The organism is Candidatus Poribacteria bacterium (assembly GCA_021295755.1).
GTDB lineage: Bacteria > Poribacteria > WGA-4E > WGA-4E > PCPOR2b > PCPOR2b.
This window is the reverse complement of record JAGWBT010000001.1, coordinates 59,090-77,282: the sequence shown is the minus strand read 5'-3', so window position 1 is coordinate 77,282 and position 18,193 is coordinate 59,090. Positions and strand designations below refer to the sequence as shown.

Here is an 18,193-nt window from a genome sequence, read left to right as displayed (position 1 = left end):
GCTGAAGAACAACGATTGTTGTTCCCTGCAAAGTTGGCTATATTTCAATAACAGAGGATGCACAGAATGGGCAACTTGAAAATTCGCGATGTTCGAGCAATTATCACGCAACCACCCGGCGCACGTACGCTAATCGTTGTGAAGGTGGAAACCAATGAGCCGGAACTACACGGTTTGGGCTGTGCTTCATTCTTCTCAAGACCGACTGCTGTTGCAGCAGCTGTAAACGATTATCTTACCCCCTTTCTTGTCGGCAAAGATCCCGCTGATATTGAGGATATATGGCAGTCGTGCAATGTGTCCGCCTATTGGCGTTACGGACCTGTCCTTAACAATGCGATAAGCGGTGTAGACCAAGCGCTGTGGGATATCAAAGGCAAGGTGGCGGGGATGCCTGTCTACGAGCTGTTCGGTGGTAAGTCTAGAGAAGCTGCGGCTGTATATATCATCCCTACCGGACGCGATCTTGTGGAATACGAAGAGCACATCCATGAACTTCAAGAACGTGGGTTCCGTCACTTCAAGCTAGGCTCGATGCACCCGTCAGCATCACACGATAGACCGCATCAGGAATCGGTCATCATCACCAACAAGGTTTCGGACGACAGAGTAAGCATCTTTGAACCGGTACCGTACGCTCGAGACGTCGTGGCAGCTTTTGAGCATTTTCGGGCGAAGTTTGGACCGGCTCCAGAGATTTTGTACGATCTCCACGAGCGCATGCCGCCCATCCAAGGGCTTGGTTTGGCAAAGGAGTTGGAGAAATATAGACCATTTTTCCTTGAAGATCTTTTTGCACCGGAGGACAATGACTACTTCCGCCTCGTACGTCAACAGACCAGCGTGCCTATAGCGATGGGGGAGTTGTACAGCAACCCTCAAGAGATTGTCCCCATGATAAAGGACCGGCTAATCGACTTCATTCGTGTGCATGTTTCGACGATAGGAGGCTTAACACCGGCGCGCAAGTTGGCGGCGTTGTGCGAAGCTTTCAATGTCCGCACCGCCTGGCACGGTTCCGCCGATGTTTCACCCGTTGGACACGCAGCGAACCTCATGCTGGATATGAACGTGTGGAATTTCGGCATTCAAGAGGCTTCGGTCTACCTGAATACTCACGAAACGTTGAAGGAAGTGTTTCCCGGCACCCCTGAATTGCGCAACGGCTATATGTGGCCCAACGGCAAGCCGGGGATAGGAGTAGACATAAACGAGGAGCTGGCAGCTCGCTTCCCTGCCCAAGACGTGGGCGGCCGTAAGCTGTGGGGCGATGCGCGCCGCGCTGACGGCACAGTGATTAGACCATAAGCCCTAAATCCTCTTCGCGGTAAGTAGCATCGAGATAGCAGCGTGAAAATGAAAATTGAACACATAATCTTTTTAATCCATCCGTGCTGCTACGAGAATCTTGAGCCCGCTGCTATTCGTCGGGATAACCTCTATCTCTTTGTGGAAAGAGAGAAAAAGGTAAAGCAGCGATGGCTTCAAGCCCTAGACGACCGCCCATCAGATACCCTGTTTCTCCAATTGGGAGGCCCCGAATATCTCCAAGAAACCGCAGTGAAAAACCTTGGCGAAGCTGCCGTTTTCTACCCTCGGACAGCGTTTCCTGAAAACGCCGATCTGAGGGAGTATTACCGTCGTCTTGTGTCCGATTTCCACGATCACGTCTCGCTGCACCGGCTCCAGTTGGACGCAGCTATAGTGACATCTGAACTTTGGGGAGAATCGTTTGAGGGGTGTGTCCCCGGATACGGTGGTGCTTTTGCCGAATACTTGGGGCTGCGCTGTGCCCCCCAGATGCGCTTTGAAATGACGGTTTATGACTCCCGGTTCTTGTACGATGCTCAAGGATGGGAAGTCATCCCGATTGATGGATATGATGTAGAAGCGTGGCTTTTTGAGTGCCATGATGGTACTAGTGCCGCTATGTTTCAATCACGGTTGACAGCGCAGTGGGTTGATGAGCGCCGTGTATATCTGCAACTTGACGATCGTCGCCTACAGATCTGCACTAAGAATGGACATACGATCTGGCCCCAAACACCGTGGGAAAAAGGCAAGCCGGAATGTGTAGATGAATATAGCATGACACTTGCGGACTGTAACTGGCGATGGGTTCGGGCAGTCGGTATGACAATTGATGATTTCCGGAAGGTGATAAGTGCTACTCGCGTCACCGCCGGTGACGATGGCTGCCAGGCAAGCTAATGATCGAAATTGGCTCACAAAAGCAACTCTTTCTCGATGATTATCTCATCGAAAGCATGACCGGTGTTGAACGGACACTCAACCCTGCAACTAAGGTGCAGCATAACCCTGTCATCTGTCCAGACCGACCGTGGGAGGGCAATAATCTCCATTACGGCTGTGTTTTTTACGATGAAATACAAGGATTGTTTCGGATGTGGTATACGGCGTCAACCGTAACTCCTTCAGAGACAGTTCGGTTATTCACACAACCGGACGCGGGGTTGACCGCAGCACCCATGCAACAGGAGAAACCAAATAGCACTGAGCCGATCATCTGTTATGCAACCTCGGTAGATGGATATCATTGGGAAAAACCGTCGCTGGGATTGGTGAAATTTAACGGGTCATGGGAGAATAACATACTGAAACTGGAGAATTGGGTGCAAGCAAAGGGAGGAATCTTTGTAGATCCCAATGAAAAAGATCCCGCAAAACGGTATAAGGTCCTATCGCAGCGAACAAAGCGTAGAACGGAAAATGTACTGGAGTGCTTTTGGAATCTCTATACTTCTCCAGATGCATTCAACTGGACACCGTATCAGAACAATCCTGTAATACAACAGGGCATTCTCCCCAAAGTGAGAACGCAAGGTGTTTACGGGCAAAAAATTCAGCTCGACCCTTCCGGGGCTAAACAAGTTGTCGATGTGGAGGAGCAGGAACAGAGTTATCTGTGGGGACCAACAGCGTTTATGGGGTGGGATAAGATTCGGGGGTGCTACGCTGTCCACATGGAAAACTGTCAGCATAAGCGGTGTCCGCTGGGGAAGCGCGTCATCGGACGGGCAGAGAGCCCAGACTTGATCCATTGGACAGAACCGCAGACGATTATTATTCCTGACAATGAAGATCCGCCGGGCTTGCAATTCTACAGTATGTGGGCAACGACCTACGAAGGATTCTACATCGGAATGTTGTGGAATTTTCTCCGGAATGAACAGTTGTTCATCTGGCCACAGTTCGTGTTCAGCCGCGATGGAATTCACTATGATCGTCGATTCCGTGAACCGTTTATTCCGCTGAGTCCTGAACCTAGCTTCGATTCGGTCGCTATTTATGCACAACAGCCAATTGTGCATAATGATCAGATATTCATTTTTTACAACGGGATGAATTTTCGCGAGCGACGACTTGTTGAGGTGGGTGGACTCGGGCCGACTGGCGCGCTTGGATTGGCGGTTACGCCCTTAGATGGTTTTGTCTCGCTTGATAACATAGGTGGCATTTCCAACGGTTACGGGGAAGTAGTAACGCGCCCCTTTCGCTTTTCTGGAAATCAGTTGAATATCAACATTAAGACGATCTTACCTGCCTCCGCTTGCGATGTCAAGGTGGAAATTTTGCACCCCGACCACTTTCCTATTGTAGGTTTCTCCTTCGATGACGCAGATTCATTGACGCAAACAGGCGTTGCCAATTTGGTTACTTGGCACGGAAATAGGGATCTTCGCCTCCTTCAAGGGGAGCATATCAAGCTCAAGTTCTATCTTAAGAACGCGAAATTATTCGGTTTTCAGTTTGTAGAATAGCTGTTTAAGCACATAGATTCACGGATTCTACCCGCGGAAGTTTGATTGGTTTTTGATTGCTTTGAAATGATACAATTTGAGAATATGCAGACCTAAATAGAGAGGAGAACGACAATGACAGACGCAGAAAAATATATCTTTGATGTGCACGGCTATTTGGTAATCGAAAATGCCCTGTCACCCGAAGAGTTAGCGGCAGCGAATGCAGCGGTTGATCACCACGCGAATGAGATTAGTATCCGTCCAAATGATCTTGCGAATGGATCCACAACGCTGCGGGGTAAGATGGGACGTGGCGATCTAGGAGGTATGTTGACATGGGAGAAACCGCATTGTGATGTGTTTCGTCAGATGATTGCTCACCCTAGGCTCATGCCGTATTTGGAGGAGTTGTTGGGGCCTGGCCCCCGACTGGAGGGACTCGGTATCATCACGATGGATGAGGGTGCGGAAGGTTTCTGGTTCCACGAAGGTGGTGAACCTTTTGATCGTTCGCGTGGGTTTCTGTACCGTAATGGGCGCATGTATTGTGGCATGACGAACTTCGCCATTCAACTAACCGATGTGGGATCCGAAGATGGTGGTTTCGCCTGCTTGCCCGGCAGCCATAAGGCGAACTTCCCCTGTCCGGACGACATTCGCCTCTATCACACGTACAAGGATCGAATCGTCACGATTCCCGCGAAGGCGGGTGACGCTATCCTCTTTGTCGAATGTTTGATGCATGGTGGCCTGCCGTGGACTGCAAAACACCAGCGGCGTTCAGTGATTGTTCGCTATAACTCCGGCGTTATGGGTGAATCGTTGATGGGAAACTACACGCCGCCACCGTTTTATGATGAATTGACCGAAGCCCAAAAGGCAGTGATCTCTGCACCGCACTACCGCAGGGAAGACAAAGGTTCAAAGCTCTACCGAACACCATAGAGGAGAAAAATATGGCAAATTCTGAACATTGGATTGTATATGAAGGCAGCGAGGGACCGGGCACAGGAAAACACATCGTGCTCGTTAGTGGTGACGAAGAATACCGATCTGAGGAGGCGCTCCCACTGCTCGCAAAAATTTTGGCTGTCCATCATGGATTCAAATGCACGGTGCTCTTCGCAATTGATCCGGAAACCGGGGAAATCAATCCGGAAGAGCAGACTAATATCCCCGGTCTACAAAATCTCGAAACTGCGGACATGATGGTGCTTTTCACTCGCTTTCGCGAATTGCCCGATGACCAAATGGAATATATTGTTGATTATACCAACTCGGGCAAGCCGGTTATGGGATTGCGGACGGCAACTCACGCTTTCAGTTACAGTAGAAATCTACAAAGTCCGTATGCCAAATACAGCTTCAATAGTGAGGAATTTGACGGAGGATATGGTCGTCAAGTTTTGGGAGAAACTTGGATTAACCATCATGGTCATCACGGGAAAGAAAGCACGCGTGGTGTCATCAACGCAGAGATGAAAGACCATCCTATTCTAAAAGGGGTTGAAGATGTCTGGGGACCAACCGACGTTTATGGCACCACCACATTGGCGGGAGAGACGCAAGTGCTTCTCCATGGTGAAGTGCTTGTTGGAATGGAACCATCGAACCCACCCAAACCTGACACTCCTACGATGCCGTTGGCATGGATTAAGAGCTATACAGGTGAGCACGGAAGTGCATCGCGTGTATTCTGCACCACGATGGGAGCCTCGGTAGACTTAGAAAGCGTGGACTTGCGGCGTCTGCTGGTAAATGCCTGTTACTGGTGCATGGGGTTGGAAAATCAGATCCCTGATAAAAGTCAAGTGGGTTATGTGGACGAATATAACCCTACTTTCTTCGGTTTCGGTACATTCAAGAGAGGAATGCGTCCGTCTGATTTTAGCCTCTGATTTGAGGGCGAGGAATTTTTCGTCCATTGGACATCTTAAAGAGGAAAGTCGATGAAACTAAGCACTGTAGAACGCGAAACAAGGAGCCTGAATCCGGACACACTTGATGCTACGATTCAGCAGATCAAGATGAACGGTTATGCAGTTTTCGAGGCCGCCTTGTCCGAAGAATTGATTGATGAACTTTGCACACACTATATGGAACTCTTGAATGAAAATATCGCCAAAAATGAACCTAACCGTGGGGCAAAGCGGTGGCAGATGCACCTTCCGTTTCGAGCGCCCTTTAACCATCCAGATGTGATAAGCCATCCCATAGTGCTATCGGTGATTGACCAATTACTCGGGGAAAACTGTATCTGTCATTACTTAGGCAATAATACGCCGCTTCCGGGTTCAGATTATCAACCCACACACTCGGATATTCATCAACTTTTTCCGGAGGTAGATGCTCCATCGCCGGTGTACTGTATTGTTTTGGATATTCCGCTGGTCGACTTTCGCAAAGAAAACGGTGCGATGGAAATCTGGCCCGGCGGGACCCATCTTATGCCAAGTGGAATTGACATCGAGAGTATATCGAAAATCATGCACTCCGAGCAGATTCTCATGCCGGCAGGCTCTCTGCTCATTCGAGACGCACGGATGTGGCATCGCGGGACACCCAATGTTTCTGATGAACCGCGTCCGAATATCGCATTGATGTATGCCCGTTCTTGGTTCAAGACGATGTACCCGCAAATCGGGATTCGGCAGGATATCTACGATTCGCTCTCGGATCGTGCTAAACAGCTGTTTCGTCACGAGGAAATTGGCAGTGGTCAAGACCCGCGCACTCAGATGGTGACCCGTTGGACGTAGACAGTAAAGCGTGACGGATAACATGTAAGCGGTTAACGGCTAGGAAATAACCAATATGGCGAACAAGCCAAATGTGATTTTTATCTACGGCGATGACCTTGGGCGTGGAATGCTTAGTTGCTATGGACAGCAGCATTTCGAGACCCCGAATATTGACCGTCTCGCCAACGAAGGCATGCGATTTAGGCAAGCCTACGGCTGTGCGTTCTGTGCACCGTCCCGTGCCAGTATGATGACCGGGCTTCACGACTGCCATCAAGGCACTTGGACATATACCCAAGGGGGTATCTATAACAGACTTAGCACAGGTGAACTGACACTAGCACAGGTTACAGAGTTAATCCATACAACTAGTCTCCAAGCAAGGCCCGATGAGGTATTTCTCGCTCAGATTGCACAGGCGGCGGGTTACGTGACAGGACAGATTGGCAAGTTAGAATGGGGCTTTGACACAACGGGTGACCGAATCCGTCGTCACGGCTGGGATTATCATTACGGCTGGTACGACCATGCGCGTTGCCACGGTTTCTATCCTCCTTTCCTCTTTGAAAACGGAGAACTAGCCTACATCCGGGGCAATACACGGGCTGATTGCGGTGTACATCTAGATGGAGAGTCGGTTAAGAATGCGGCAATCCGATCTGATCAGAAGGGAAAGACGGTTTATTCCCAAGATATTTTCAACGAAAAAATTGTCGCCTTTCTGCGCAAGCATAAGGATCAACCGTTCTTCCTCTATCACCCCTCTCAATTGCCGCACGGTCCCATCGCTATCCCGGATATTCATCCGGCCGTAAAGCACAATCCAGATTTGACGGAATACGAGAAGGAATATGCTTCAATGATCCTCAAATTTGACGAGACCGTTGGGATTATCTTGGATGAACTTGAGCGGCTTGGAATTGACGATCGAACGATGATCGTGTTGTGTTCGGATAACGGTCATGAGGTGTATGCGACTCAAACGGGTCGGACCTCCGGGCGGACAGAGAACCTGAACGGCGAGGCATTTGATGACATCAGGACAAAATTCTATTCAGAAACAGGCGGAGATGTGTTCAACGGCAACGACGGGATGGCTGGTCTGAAGTGGTCCAGTTGGGAGGGTGGGACGCGAATACCCTACCTTGTCCGTTTCCCCAGCACAATCGACTCCGGCGGTCTGTCCAACCACATCTTGACAAATTACGACTTTATGCCAACGCTCGCTGAACTGATTGGAGCGGAGTTGCCTCAAGGCAAAGATGGGCTTTCGTTTTTGCCAACATTATTTGGGAAAGATGAGGAACAAAGGGTCCATCCATTCGTAATATATGCCTCGGGGCTAGGTCCCGCTCTGGTAACAGCAGATAATTGGAAGTTACGCTATATCAACAGCGAGGACAGTTTTCAGCTATATGACCTGAATCAGGATTATCGCGAGGAAAATGACGTTGCCACACTATATCCAGAAATTGTTGACAGACTGAAAACATGGATGCTCAATGCTTGTGACGGAGACTATAGACACGGAACTCCGGGTGCACATCTAGCCGCCTATCAAAAATAAACTTTCGGAGATCAGCATGCCTCAAGTGTATCGATTGATAGACATTGAACACGACAACGAAATTGGGGTAGTTACCGAGGATCAACTACAGTTTCTTATCGATAACTTGGAGAAGGAAGGTTTTGAAGATCAGGACTATTACATCGATCCAGAGTCCCTAGGCTTTTTGGCAGAGGAAGGTTGCGATGAGGAATTGCTCACAATGCTCACGGACGCACTAGAGGACAAGATTAACATCGATGTTCGTTATGAAGTGATTGAGTAAGTAGAACCTCTATCTTGTGCAAACCTTGATTATTGACAATCTTCGGAAGTATCGGAATAGTCAGGGCAGACTCTTATTCATCTCGCCTTAAACAATAAATTGTGATTTTGAAAACTACCCCGTCCAATCCCACAACATCATCGGTCTGTTCCGTGTATGTAAATCCATAACGACTGAGGCGTTTAAGGAAGCCAGAGGCACTAGTTCGGTTAGGCTCCGAGAAGATAGCCTCTCCATCGGGGGCCAGATACGTCTGAAGCAGTGTAAGAATCGGATTCCAATGTGTGTCTTCGTAGATGACATCCGAGGCGAGGATGCGCGAAAATTCTCCTTTCAGGCAGGGCGTGTTCCAGTCCATCTGCACAAAGGCTGCGCGGTCGGCACATCTGTTTTGTAAAGCGTTATAGCGAGCAAAGGCGAGTGTGTCCCGTTCATAGTCTGTGAACAGAACGACTCCACCCTTCTGACACGCGACAATTCCGGCGAGTCCAAAGCCACAGCCGATCTCCAAGGTCCGCTCCCCCTCAAAATTACGACTTAGGTCAAGATATCGTGCAAGACCAATTGCCGAGGGCCACAGATAGGTCCAATAGGGGAGATGAAGCGTCCCCCACTGGTCCTCCTTACTCAATGTATCAAGCAACTGGTCCGGATCATCAACTATCGTCATGCGGATTTGGTTAGTGATCAGGGGGATGTTTTTTTCTTCGATGGGATAACGACTTTTGATCTGCTGGAGTAGCATTTGAGGTGACATCGTTCCAACCCACGTGCGACAATTAAATCAATCAAGCTATCGATCGGTCATCTCTGCCAGTAGGCGACCCACTACCTGCTTTTGATGTTGGAAACCTGCCATCTGGAGTAGTTCGTAGACCTCTTCTGATAGCTTGTCTCGATGTTCGTCAATGGGTCCGTAGCCGGGCGACCAAGAAGCGTAGGAAGTGCTGTAACGGACAAAGACGGTACGACGTGGTTCGTCGAGTGTCCATCGCCGGGCACCATGACAGAGTGCCTCTGTAAACAGAACCACATCTCCAGCATTCACACTGAAGTTTGCAACTGTTGGCGGACCGTCGTAGATGTTCACATCGTCCGGCTTGGAGAAATTCGACTTATGACTACCGGGAATGCACACAAACCCGGTTCCAGCCGGTACATCTACTAGTGAAACACCAGCGTTTAGAAAGGTTGCAAAGACCTCTCCATTGGCGGCTTGATAATCGTTCGCTGGATTGCGGAGTCCACCGGAGAAACCACCGTGAAACTGAATGTCGTCGGATTCCTTCGTGTTACGGACAAGTGCGACTGAGAGCAATTGGGGCGAGTTTCCCGTCAGCGCAAGTACCACCCGCATAATTTCCCGATTGAGAACGAGCCGCTGGAAAACTGGATCGGCATACGGAACGTTATTAATCGAGCGCGGGGTAGTCGGCTTGGTGTTCACATCATGATAGCTCTTTAACGGTGGCGGCAGCTCACTATCGTCAAAGGTATGCCATCTATCGCACAATTCGACCATTCGTTTTATATCTTCCTTCGGAACGGCACCTTTGAGTATCAGATAGCCGTGCAGGTCGAACAACCATTTTTCTTCTTCTGTCAGCATAAAATATGTCTCCTTTTGCTCAATCAGATGTTGAGAATACCACTAAGATGGCATCCTTGTTATGTTCAGGAATCGTCCATAGGCTTCATCCCACTCCGTCGAATCCTGTGGCTCATAAGTAATAACGTTGAAAGACTGGCGGACAATTTCCCGCGCTTCAGAGATAGATCTGATCAAGCCGCATGCAATTGCTTGCACCGCGATATTTCCAATTGCTGTCGCCTCAACGGGACCAGCGATGACTGGTGTCCCGGTCGCATCTGCGGTAAACTGACAAAGGATCCGATTCTGTGCTCCCCCACCAACAATATGGATCACGTCAGTGGCTTCGCCGTGGACAACTTCCAGTTTCTCAAGAACCCACCGATATTTGAGCGCAAGGCTTTCTAGGGCACACCGGAGAATCTCCCCTGCGTTTGATGGCGGCGTTTGTCCCGTGTGCTTGCAGTAACTCACGATACGGGCAGGCATGTCGCCGGGAGGCAGAAAGGCATCGTCGTCGGGATCAATTAATGCGGTAAAAGGCTTTGCGCCTTCGGCAAGTTGTGCTATCTGAGCATAGGACATTTCATCACCGGCTTGTGCCCATGTGCGCCTACACTCCTGCACAAGCCAAAGGCCCATGATATTTTTCAGGAAACGGAATGTGTTTTCTATCCCGCCCTCATTTGTAAAGTTGAGGGCAAGCGCCCGATCAGTGAGAATCGGTTCGGGAACTTCGATGCCCATCAGTGACCAGGTGCCGGAGCTAATATATGCCCAATTCTCATTCCGTGCTGGCACTGCAGCAACGGCTGAACCAGTGTCGTGGCAAGCCGGGGCAATAACAGGTATTTCAGGTAATCCTGTTTCTGCTGCGACGGAAGGTAGCAACGTACCGAGTTTTGTCCCCGGATGTACAACTCCCGGCAGGATCTCGGACGGCAAACTCAGCGCGGTGCAGATCTCTGTGGACCAAGCGTTCCTCCGCGGATCGTAAAATTGTGTCGTTGTTGCATCAGTAAATTCACACACTTTCTCTCCCGTCAACCAGAAGTTGAAAAGGTCGGGAATCATGAGAAATGTTTCGGCAGCATCGAGTAGCGGGGATTCGTCGACAACCATTGACAGCAACTGATAAAGTGTGTTAATCTGAAGAAACTGACAGCCACTTCGCTCGAAGACTGTCGCGCGATCTATACGTCGAAAAGCCTCTTCCAGCATGCCGTCGGTGCGTGAATCACGATAGTGATACGGGAATCCAAGCAGCACATCACCTCTGCCGAGTAGGCCAAAATCGACACCCCACGTGTCAATTCCAATTCCGCTGAAGTCTACATGTTTTTGCGCACACATCGAAAGTGCCGTTTTCATGTCGTCCCAGAGCCTTAAGACATCCCAGTGTAGGCTATCCAAAACACGGATGCCGCCATTTGGAAACCGATGGATTTCTTCTAGATTGAGGCGTTCCCCATCGAAGGTCCCAAGTACGCCACGTCCACTTTCTGCGCCGAGATCGAATGCCAAAAATTGTCGTGCTGCTCCCATTTCCGTCCTCGTGATACAGTTGGGGTTCATTTCAAGGTCGGTATTATATGACGTGTACTGGACGAAGTCAAATTTTTGTTTTGTTCTGGGTAGGATTGATGTATAATATGTTACAGTCGTATAATGTAACTAGTCCTTTAAGGATGCACTGCTAGATAACCCCGATAAATCGGGATTTCGCTACGCTCAACTGTAGTTCGAATTTTCATAATGACGATACACCTCTCGCCCCTCTGAGGCTCTGTAGTTGAGGCGAGGTGCCCGACCTATGGGTCTTGGGAGTGACTTTTATCGTGTCGCACATAACTAGCAACTTAGGTTAAGGATACTTAGGAACTTATTGGTGATGGAAAGATAGATGATTAGAAATTTATTCAATCGGAAAGCAGACAATTTATCGGAGGAGCAACATATTGAGGTTGAGGAACCGGCAACCGAACCACCTACATCTGAAGTGACACCTGGGAAAGAAGGTAGCTGGTTTCATCGGCTTAGAGAAGGGTTGTCCAAGACTCGAAATAGCATTGTTGGGCAAATCTCTGGATTACTAGGCGTCGGCAGAACAATTGATGAAGAGTTGATGGAAGAGATTGAGGAGATTTTGATACAAGCCGACATCGGTGTCAACACTACGCTCGAACTGATGGACAATGTGCGGGAGGTCGTCAGGCAGAGAGGACTCAGCGATGCGTCGGAACTGCCGGAGATTCTCAAGCAAGAGATGTTGAATGTACTTGGGGAAGATGCTCCCATCAGAGTTGATGGTGGCCAACCGCACACGATTCTGGTGCTTGGTATCAATGGTGCAGGCAAAACAACGACCATCGGCAAACTAGCATATCGCTTCAGATCCGAAGGAAATCGGGTGCTTGTTGCTGCAGGAGATACCTTTCGGGCAGCAGCCGCAGATCAGCTTGCCATCTGGTGTGATCGCGCCGGTGTTGAACTAGTTCAAGGTGGTGAGGGAGCAGATCCGGCATCGGTCGTTTTTGACGCCATGGAAGCGGCAAAATCGCGTCAGGCAGACCTACTCATCATTGATACTGCTGGCAGACTTCACACAAAAAAGCCGTTGATGGATGAATTGTCGAAAATTGGACGGGTGATGCAACGCGCAGTCCCAGAAGCACCACACGAGGTGCTGCTTGTCCTTGATGGAACAGCAGGACAGAATGCAATTATGCAGGCGAAGGTCTTCAACGAAGCAGTACCTATCACCGGTGTGGCTGTCACCAAGCTAGATGGTACAGCAAAAGGCGGGATTGTCATTGCTGTGAAAAAGGAAATTGGTGCCCCGGTTAGATTAATTGGAATTGGCGAAAAGTTGGATGATCTCCGTGATTTTGTTGGCCGTGAGTTTGTGGATGTACTGTTTGAACGCGAGGAAGCTGTAGAGAATTAGCCAAGGAGAGAATAACAGAAAGTCGGTAGGAATCAAGTGTCTGTCCAGTTGTTTTTCTTGGCTGATCAACGTAGGTACGATGAACTTATTGCTAGAAAGTCTAAATTATGCGAAGTCTTTTAGATTTTGAACAACCGTTGCTTGAACTTAATCAATATGCCGCTCAACTGAAGGCATTTGCCGAAGTGCATCCTGAATTAGATCTAACGAAGGCGATTGAGGCTATAGACGAGAACACAAAAGATCTAACAAAGCAAGCCTTTCAAAAAGTATCACGGTGGGATAAGGTGTGGCTATCACGTCATGCAGAACGCCCCCAGGCACCAGTTTATATTGAGGCGATGCTTGAGGAGCCAATCGAGTTATACGGTGACAGGCTTTATGCCGATGACCGGGCTTTAGTCGGCGGATTTGCTTGGTTCGACGGCCAACCTGTTGTTTACCTCGCCCAGCAAAAAGGCACAAACATCAAAGAACGCCAAGAGATGAACTTTGGGTATACCCGTCCGGAGGGATACCGCAAGGCACGACGTTTGATGATTCTGGCGGAAAAGTTCAATCGTCCTCTGATCTGTTTTGTTGACACGCGTGGCGCTCATTACGACGCTGAATCGGAAGAGCGTGGGCAATCGATAGCGATTGCGGAGAATCTCGCTCAGATGTGCACCTTGCGCATTCCGATTATCGTCGTGGTGATTGGTGAAGGCGGTAGCGGAGGTGCGTTAGCCATTGCTATTGGAGATCGCGTCTTGATGATGGAGTACGCTATTTACTGCGTCGCTGCCCCTGAAGTGTGTAGTAGTATCGTATGGAAAGATGATGGTGAGCGCGCACCAGAAGCCACAGAGGGTTACAAACCAACGGCTGAAGATCTGTTGAAATTTGGCGTCATTGATGAGGTTATTCGTGAACCGCTCGGTGGCGCCCACCGGGATATCGAACTTGCGGCGAGGCGTGTCAGAAATGCAATACGCAAGCATCTCAAAGAACTGAGGGAAATTGATTCAGCACTTTTGGTTGAACAACGATGCGAACGCTACCGGAAAATTGGGGTCTACGGTGAGTTATGAAAGTCCGTACCGTAACTGTAGGGATACCTGACGCTTTTTCATATGAACAGTTGCAGTTCGCGGTGGATTTTAATCGTCGCTGTCAGAACCGTCTCGAGGCAAATGGGTACGAAGTTCAGACCACGCGGATTAGCAGTCAGACATGGGGCAAAATTTCTCATATAGATCAGGTACTTGAATTAGATCGCCGCGTCCTTGAGTTAGGATGCGAATTTTTCAGCCTAGGAACCATTTTTCCTCACCTTCCACAAACATCTACCCACCTCGCTCTTGTTCCGGAAGCGATCTCTCAAAGCGATACCCTCTTCACATCAGCCACCCTGACAACCCCCGACCAGCAGATTAAATGGGAGGCAGCCGAAAAGACCGCAGCAGTCATACAGAAGATTGCCCATACAACCGATGATGGACTTGGAAATCTACGTTTTGCTGCAACGATGAATTGTCCCCCCAACACCCCTTTCTTCCCCGCTGCGTATTGGCAGGACCAAGGATTCAATTTTGGAGTTGGCTGGCAGGCTGCTGATCTTGTTCATCAGGCATTTGTTGATGCACCCAATATAGAGATTGCATCAGTGCGCTTAAAAAGCCTAATGGAACGCGAAGGGAAGCAAATTGTAGTTCTAGCTGAAGAGCTTGCGAAAGAAGCTAGGGTTCGATTTGTAGGGTTGGATGTCTCGCCTGCTCCAATGGGAAATGAAAGCATCGCAGGTGCAATTGAGACTCTACTTCCCGCCAGATTTGGGGAAAGGGGGACGCTCACGGTCGTAGGCGCGATTACGAAGACGCTCGACTCGCTGAATCTGCCGCGATGTGGATACTCGGGCTTGATGCTTCCTAGCCTTGAGGACGAAGTATTGGGAAATCGTGGCAGTGAGGGGTGTTTTAACCTAGATAGTTTACTACTCTACTCCGCTGTTTGTGGTACTGGGCTCGACACGATTCCGATTCCCGGTGATGCTTCCATGCGTCAAATATGCGGCATCCTTACCGATGTGGCTTCTCTCTCGATTCGATGGAAAAAACCGCTCTCCGTCCGTTTGTTCCCCATACCCGGATTGAATGCTGGCGAACGCACGCACTTCGACTCTCCTTACTTGACCAACACCACGGTCATGGAAGTGTGATGAATCTGACACAAAAAAAACCGTAGCCAACAATATATCTGCCATGGGCAAGTGTATCGTCTAGCCTCGCTAGGTGAAACCGATACGATGTTTACAGATTAAGCCAAGGCAACAATGGGAATTTTCCACTGATCCGCCTGTTCGCAAAGCGGCTGTTGATTCATAACAAACGTGCGTTCTGCTTCAACAGCGAGTACATTTCCGCCAACGGCTTGCAGGGTTTTCAGAGTTTGATCCCCGACTGTTGGCACATCGACACGAAAATCGTGGTCAGTCGCTGCCGCTTTGGCAACAATAACGCCTTTACCACCGAGCATCCCACCCCGTTTTATTGTTTTATCGGTCCCCTCGATCGCTTCAATTGCAACTGCCGTCATATTCTTTACAACGACGGTCTGTCCAATCCCCAAATCTGCCATTTGCCGTGCAAGCTGCATCCCGTACTTCACATCCGCCCACTGGGATTGGGTTGGTTGCCTTTTCGTCAATACACCTGCCGATGGCATCAACCCCCGTAAAAATCGATGCTGCTCAACTACACTAATTCCTTTCGATTCAAAGTGTTCAATCACCGCAGCAACGATTGCACGAGTTCCTTTGTTGCGATTCCTCGCCAGAATCTTGACAGCCGTTGGGTCTACTAGAAACGGACGGAACAGGATTCCTGTGTCAATTTTGCCGATAATTGCCAATTCTCGGACACCTGCGTCGAGCAGCGTTTTTGTTATCTTCTGAACCTGCCCAATGCTAAATGAAAATGTCTCTGAGGCAATGCTCTCAAGTTGTTTGGAGGCGGGTTGAGTGATCTGGATAACAAACGGTATCCGCTCCTGTTTTAATGCTGCTTGTGCGAGCAGAAGGGGTAAATCGCCGGCTCCAGCAATGAGCCCCAGTTTTTCCAATGGTGTCCTCTTACATCTGTTTTCTGTTAAACACCGATTCCTCGATTGGAATTCTCAATAAAATTCAGTAGATATTCCACTTCTGGGTCCGGTTCACCTTCGCCTCTTATCTGCGTTATTGCCTCTGTAAGGTTGACCTTGCTGCGGAATAGAGTACGGTAAGCGCTTTTGAGGCGTCTGATGGTTTCAGACGAGAGCGATGCCATTGGGTGAACCTGTGAGGTGCCAAGTCCAACAATATTTAGGCTACGCACGCGAGCGGGGTGTCCATCAGACACGGTAAACGGTGGCACATCCTGAACGAACTTTGAGCAAGCTCCAACCATCGCCATTTTACCGATGCGAACAAACTGGTGAATTGCGGCGTGGGCACCGATCCGCGCATCATCCTCAATGAGTACATGTCCCGCAATTGTCGCAAAGTTTGCCATAATGATTCGACTTCCAACGACTGTGTCATGGGCAATATTAACCCAGTTCATAAGCAGGTTGTTATCACCGATGATTGTGGCGTCATCCTCCGCCGTCGCCCTAGAAATTGAGACATACTCGCGAAGAACATTCCGATTGCCAATTCGGGTATAACTTCGCCAACCACCATACTTGAGGTCCTTTGAAGGATTGCCAAGTGTAGAACCGAAAAAGACCTGGCACTCTTCACCGATGGTGGTCCAGCGGTCAATCTGGACGTGCGGTCCAATTACAGTTCCACGACCAATTTGCACATCCTCGCTGATAATCGAGAAGGGACCGACTTCAACGTCTTCGTCTAATTCGGCTTTCGGATGGATGATGGCAGTTTCATGAATCTTTGTCACCGCTGCTCTCCTTTTTTTATGCGGTCCCATAAACCACTGAAAAATATCGGATCGTGATAGGTTCAATCCGAATGAGTATACTTTCCTATCCCGCTGACTCCTGTCCCAGCGCGATTGACAGCTCTCCCTCCGCTGCAAGTTGATCGCCGACATACGCCTTGCCGCCAAGCCTCGCCCATGTACGACGTCTTCGAAGTATTTCGATTTCTAGTCGAAGTTGATCGCCCGGTACAACCGGTCGTCTAAATTTGGCTTCCTTGATTGACACAAAATATCCGACTTGTCCTTCAGCCCCCAGTTCTTTTAACAGCAACCATGCCCCGAGCTGCGCCAATGCTTCCATTTGTAACACGCCGGGCATGACGGGTTGCTCGGGAAAATGCCCCTGAAAAAAAGGCTCATTAAAACTAAGATTTTTGATGCCCACTGCGCGTTTGCCGGGTTCCGCTTGGATAATTCGATCCAACATACACATCGGATAGCGGTGGGGCAATACTTCTAGAATATCCATAATTTCAATAGGCTGTTGCTGTTGTATCAGTCCTTCCTCTGCCATCGCTAGGATGAGTTGTGCATGAAGCGTATGCCCTGACTTCAGTGCAACAGCTTGGGCTTGGGGCAGCTTTCCGACTAAGTAAAGGTCCCCTATTAAGTCTAGCATTTTATGTCGGACAACTTCATTGGGGAACCTCAGCTCACTACTAGTGCTTCCATCATCTTCAATAACAAGGACATTATCATAACTTGCCCCCTTACCGATTCCTTGGCTCCTGAGTAACTCGATTTCGTCAGCAAAGCAGAAACTGCGTGCGGGAGCGATTTCACTGACGTAAGTTTCTGGATCTATCGCAAGGGTCGCTACTTGCGTAGGAAGTTTTGGGTGATCATACACAAAGGAGATTTGAAAGGAATCCGCGGGGAGTAGGATGAGTTGCTTGTCCTCGTCATAAGCAGCGAATGGGTCTTTCAATTCGATGGGAGAGCGTGGGGCATCCTGTGCAACTATCTCTGCCTGCTGTAGGATCTCGACATACGGTAATGCACTGCCATCTAGTGCTGGGCACTCAGGGGCATCGATATCGACTCGCAGGTTATCAACACCCATGCCGGCCAATGCGGACAGCAGATGTTCAACACTGTTGACCGCCGCCGCCCCGGCGCGCAGGCTTGTACAGCGAGGAATGATTGCCTCGTAGTTATCGGGGCAAACTTGGACTATCGGTTCATCGGGCAGATCAGTCCGGTGAAACACAATTCCATGGTCCACGGACGCCGGCTTAAATGCGAGGTTGACTAGTTCACCAAGCATTAGACCGGTTCCTGAGATAGTTACCTCATTTTGGATAGTTTGTTGTGAAGCCAAAAGGTGTATACCCTTTCGTTTGGTTGGAAATTGATTAT

The 18,193-nt window shown here is 49.3% G+C and carries 17 protein-coding genes; 11 read left to right on the top strand and 6 right to left on the bottom strand.

Annotation, left to right across the window (positions count from 1 at the left end; genetic code table 11):
* Positions 1-66 precede the first annotated feature (66 nt).
* The 8 genes from J4G02_00315 (at position 67) to J4G02_00280 (ending at position 8,337) form a co-directional block, all read left to right on the top strand.
* The gene (locus J4G02_00315; GenBank protein MCE2393039.1) at positions 67-1,308 is read left to right on the top strand and encodes a starvation-sensing protein RspA; all 1,242 of its coding nucleotides are present in this window, start codon (positions 67-69) and stop codon (positions 1,306-1,308) included.
* A gap of 48 nt (positions 1,309-1,356) precedes the next feature.
* Entirely contained in the window at positions 1,357-2,211 is an 855-nt protein-coding gene (locus tag J4G02_00310) for a hypothetical protein (protein MCE2393038.1), read from the top strand.
* Positions 2,211-3,782 carry a hypothetical protein gene (locus J4G02_00305; protein MCE2393037.1) on the top strand — a complete coding sequence of 524 codons (1,572 nt, stop codon included), beginning with the start codon at positions 2,211-2,213 and terminating at the stop codon, positions 3,780-3,782. The genes J4G02_00310 and J4G02_00305 overlap by 1 nt, the downstream gene beginning before the upstream one ends.
* Before the next feature lie 114 nt (positions 3,783-3,896).
* Entirely contained in the window at positions 3,897-4,709 is an 813-nt protein-coding gene (locus J4G02_00300; GenBank protein MCE2393036.1) for a phytanoyl-CoA dioxygenase family protein, read from the top strand.
* 11 nt (positions 4,710-4,720) lie between these two features.
* Positions 4,721-5,662, top strand: coding sequence for a ThuA domain-containing protein (locus J4G02_00295; protein ID MCE2393035.1), 942 nt, complete (start codon positions 4,721-4,723; stop codon positions 5,660-5,662).
* 51 nt (positions 5,663-5,713) lie between these two features.
* A complete protein-coding gene (locus tag J4G02_00290) occupies positions 5,714-6,523 on the top strand; it encodes a phytanoyl-CoA dioxygenase family protein (protein MCE2393034.1) in 810 nt (269 codons plus the stop codon).
* Between the two features lie 55 nt (positions 6,524-6,578).
* Positions 6,579-8,072 carry a sulfatase-like hydrolase/transferase gene (locus J4G02_00285; protein MCE2393033.1) on the top strand — a complete coding sequence of 498 codons (1,494 nt, stop codon included), beginning with the start codon at positions 6,579-6,581 and terminating at the stop codon, positions 8,070-8,072.
* A gap of 16 nt (positions 8,073-8,088) precedes the next feature.
* Entirely contained in the window at positions 8,089-8,337 is a 249-nt protein-coding gene (locus J4G02_00280; protein ID MCE2393032.1) for a galactosyldiacylglycerol synthase, read from the top strand.
* A 73-nt stretch (positions 8,338-8,410) separates the two neighbouring features.
* On the opposite strand, the gene J4G02_00275 is transcribed toward J4G02_00280, so the two are convergent.
* Genes J4G02_00275 through J4G02_00265 form a run of 3 tightly spaced genes read right to left on the bottom strand, consistent with a single transcriptional unit; the run spans position 8,411 to position 11,473 of the window.
* On the bottom strand, positions 8,411-9,094 hold the full coding sequence (locus tag J4G02_00275) for a methyltransferase domain-containing protein (protein MCE2393031.1): 684 nt from the start codon (positions 9,092-9,094) through the stop codon (positions 8,411-8,413).
* A gap of 36 nt (positions 9,095-9,130) precedes the next feature.
* The gene (locus J4G02_00270) at positions 9,131-9,946 is read right to left on the bottom strand and encodes a phytanoyl-CoA dioxygenase family protein (protein MCE2393030.1); all 816 of its coding nucleotides are present in this window, start codon (positions 9,944-9,946) and stop codon (positions 9,131-9,133) included.
* A 42-nt stretch (positions 9,947-9,988) separates the two neighbouring features.
* Positions 9,989-11,473 carry a rhamnulokinase gene (locus J4G02_00265; protein MCE2393029.1) on the bottom strand — a complete coding sequence of 495 codons (1,485 nt, stop codon included), beginning with the start codon at positions 11,471-11,473 and terminating at the stop codon, positions 9,989-9,991.
* A gap of 358 nt (positions 11,474-11,831) precedes the next feature.
* On the opposite strand from J4G02_00265, the gene ftsY reads away from it, so the two are divergent.
* From ftsY to J4G02_00250, 3 genes are all read left to right on the top strand, one after another.
* A complete protein-coding gene (ftsY, locus tag J4G02_00260) occupies positions 11,832-12,875 on the top strand; it encodes a signal recognition particle-docking protein FtsY (GenBank protein MCE2393028.1) in 1,044 nt (347 codons plus the stop codon).
* 107 nt (positions 12,876-12,982) lie between these two features.
* Positions 12,983-13,945, top strand: a complete 963-nt coding sequence (locus J4G02_00255) for an acetyl-CoA carboxylase carboxyltransferase subunit alpha (protein MCE2393027.1) — start codon at positions 12,983-12,985, stop codon at positions 13,943-13,945.
* On the top strand, positions 13,942-15,072 hold the full coding sequence (locus J4G02_00250) for a DUF711 family protein (protein MCE2393026.1): 1,131 nt from the start codon (positions 13,942-13,944) through the stop codon (positions 15,070-15,072). The genes J4G02_00255 and J4G02_00250 overlap by 4 nt, the downstream gene beginning before the upstream one ends.
* A gap of 98 nt (positions 15,073-15,170) precedes the next feature.
* Here J4G02_00250 and lpxI read toward each other — a convergent pair whose 3' ends face one another.
* The 3 genes from lpxI to lpxC form a co-directional block, all read right to left on the bottom strand.
* Positions 15,171-15,974, bottom strand: a complete 804-nt coding sequence (lpxI, locus tag J4G02_00245) for a UDP-2,3-diacylglucosamine diphosphatase LpxI (GenBank protein ID MCE2393025.1) — start codon at positions 15,972-15,974, stop codon at positions 15,171-15,173.
* Between the two features lie 26 nt (positions 15,975-16,000).
* Positions 16,001-16,792 carry an acyl-ACP--UDP-N-acetylglucosamine O-acyltransferase gene (gene lpxA, locus J4G02_00240; GenBank protein ID MCE2393024.1) on the bottom strand — a complete coding sequence of 264 codons (792 nt, stop codon included), beginning with the start codon at positions 16,790-16,792 and terminating at the stop codon, positions 16,001-16,003.
* A gap of 85 nt (positions 16,793-16,877) precedes the next feature.
* The gene (lpxC, locus tag J4G02_00235; protein ID MCE2393023.1) at positions 16,878-18,155 is read right to left on the bottom strand and encodes a UDP-3-O-[3-hydroxymyristoyl] N-acetylglucosamine deacetylase; all 1,278 of its coding nucleotides are present in this window, start codon (positions 18,153-18,155) and stop codon (positions 16,878-16,880) included.
* Between the last annotated feature and the right edge of the window lie 38 nt (positions 18,156-18,193).

What these genes read in the sequence shown, in the direction of transcription:
- J4G02_00270 (MCE2393030.1), bottom strand. Translation starts at nt 9,946, where the DNA reads ATGCTGACAGAAGAAGAAAAATGGTTGTTCGACCTGCACGGCTATCTG.
- J4G02_00280 (MCE2393032.1), top strand. Translation starts at nt 8,089, where the DNA reads ATGCCTCAAGTGTATCGATTGATAGACATTGAACACGACAACGAAATT.
- J4G02_00250 (MCE2393026.1), top strand. Translation starts at nt 13,942, where the DNA reads ATGAAAGTCCGTACCGTAACTGTAGGGATACCTGACGCTTTTTCATAT.
- J4G02_00285 (MCE2393033.1), top strand. Translation starts at nt 6,579, where the DNA reads ATGGCGAACAAGCCAAATGTGATTTTTATCTACGGCGATGACCTTGGG.
- J4G02_00315 (MCE2393039.1), top strand. Translation starts at nt 67, where the DNA reads ATGGGCAACTTGAAAATTCGCGATGTTCGAGCAATTATCACGCAACCA.
- J4G02_00295 (MCE2393035.1), top strand. Translation starts at nt 4,721, where the DNA reads ATGGCAAATTCTGAACATTGGATTGTATATGAAGGCAGCGAGGGACCG.
- J4G02_00275 (MCE2393031.1), bottom strand. Translation starts at nt 9,094, where the DNA reads ATGTCACCTCAAATGCTACTCCAGCAGATCAAAAGTCGTTATCCCATC.
- J4G02_00265 (MCE2393029.1), bottom strand. Translation starts at nt 11,473, where the DNA reads ATGGGAGCAGCACGACAATTTTTGGCATTCGATCTCGGCGCAGAAAGT.
- ftsY (MCE2393028.1), top strand. Translation starts at nt 11,832, where the DNA reads ATGATTAGAAATTTATTCAATCGGAAAGCAGACAATTTATCGGAGGAG.
- J4G02_00300 (MCE2393036.1), top strand. Translation starts at nt 3,897, where the DNA reads ATGACAGACGCAGAAAAATATATCTTTGATGTGCACGGCTATTTGGTA.
- J4G02_00310 (MCE2393038.1), top strand. Translation starts at nt 1,357, where the DNA reads ATGAAAATTGAACACATAATCTTTTTAATCCATCCGTGCTGCTACGAG.
- J4G02_00255 (MCE2393027.1), top strand. Translation starts at nt 12,983, where the DNA reads ATGCGAAGTCTTTTAGATTTTGAACAACCGTTGCTTGAACTTAATCAA.
- J4G02_00290 (MCE2393034.1), top strand. Translation starts at nt 5,714, where the DNA reads ATGAAACTAAGCACTGTAGAACGCGAAACAAGGAGCCTGAATCCGGAC.
- J4G02_00305 (MCE2393037.1), top strand. Translation starts at nt 2,211, where the DNA reads ATGATCGAAATTGGCTCACAAAAGCAACTCTTTCTCGATGATTATCTC.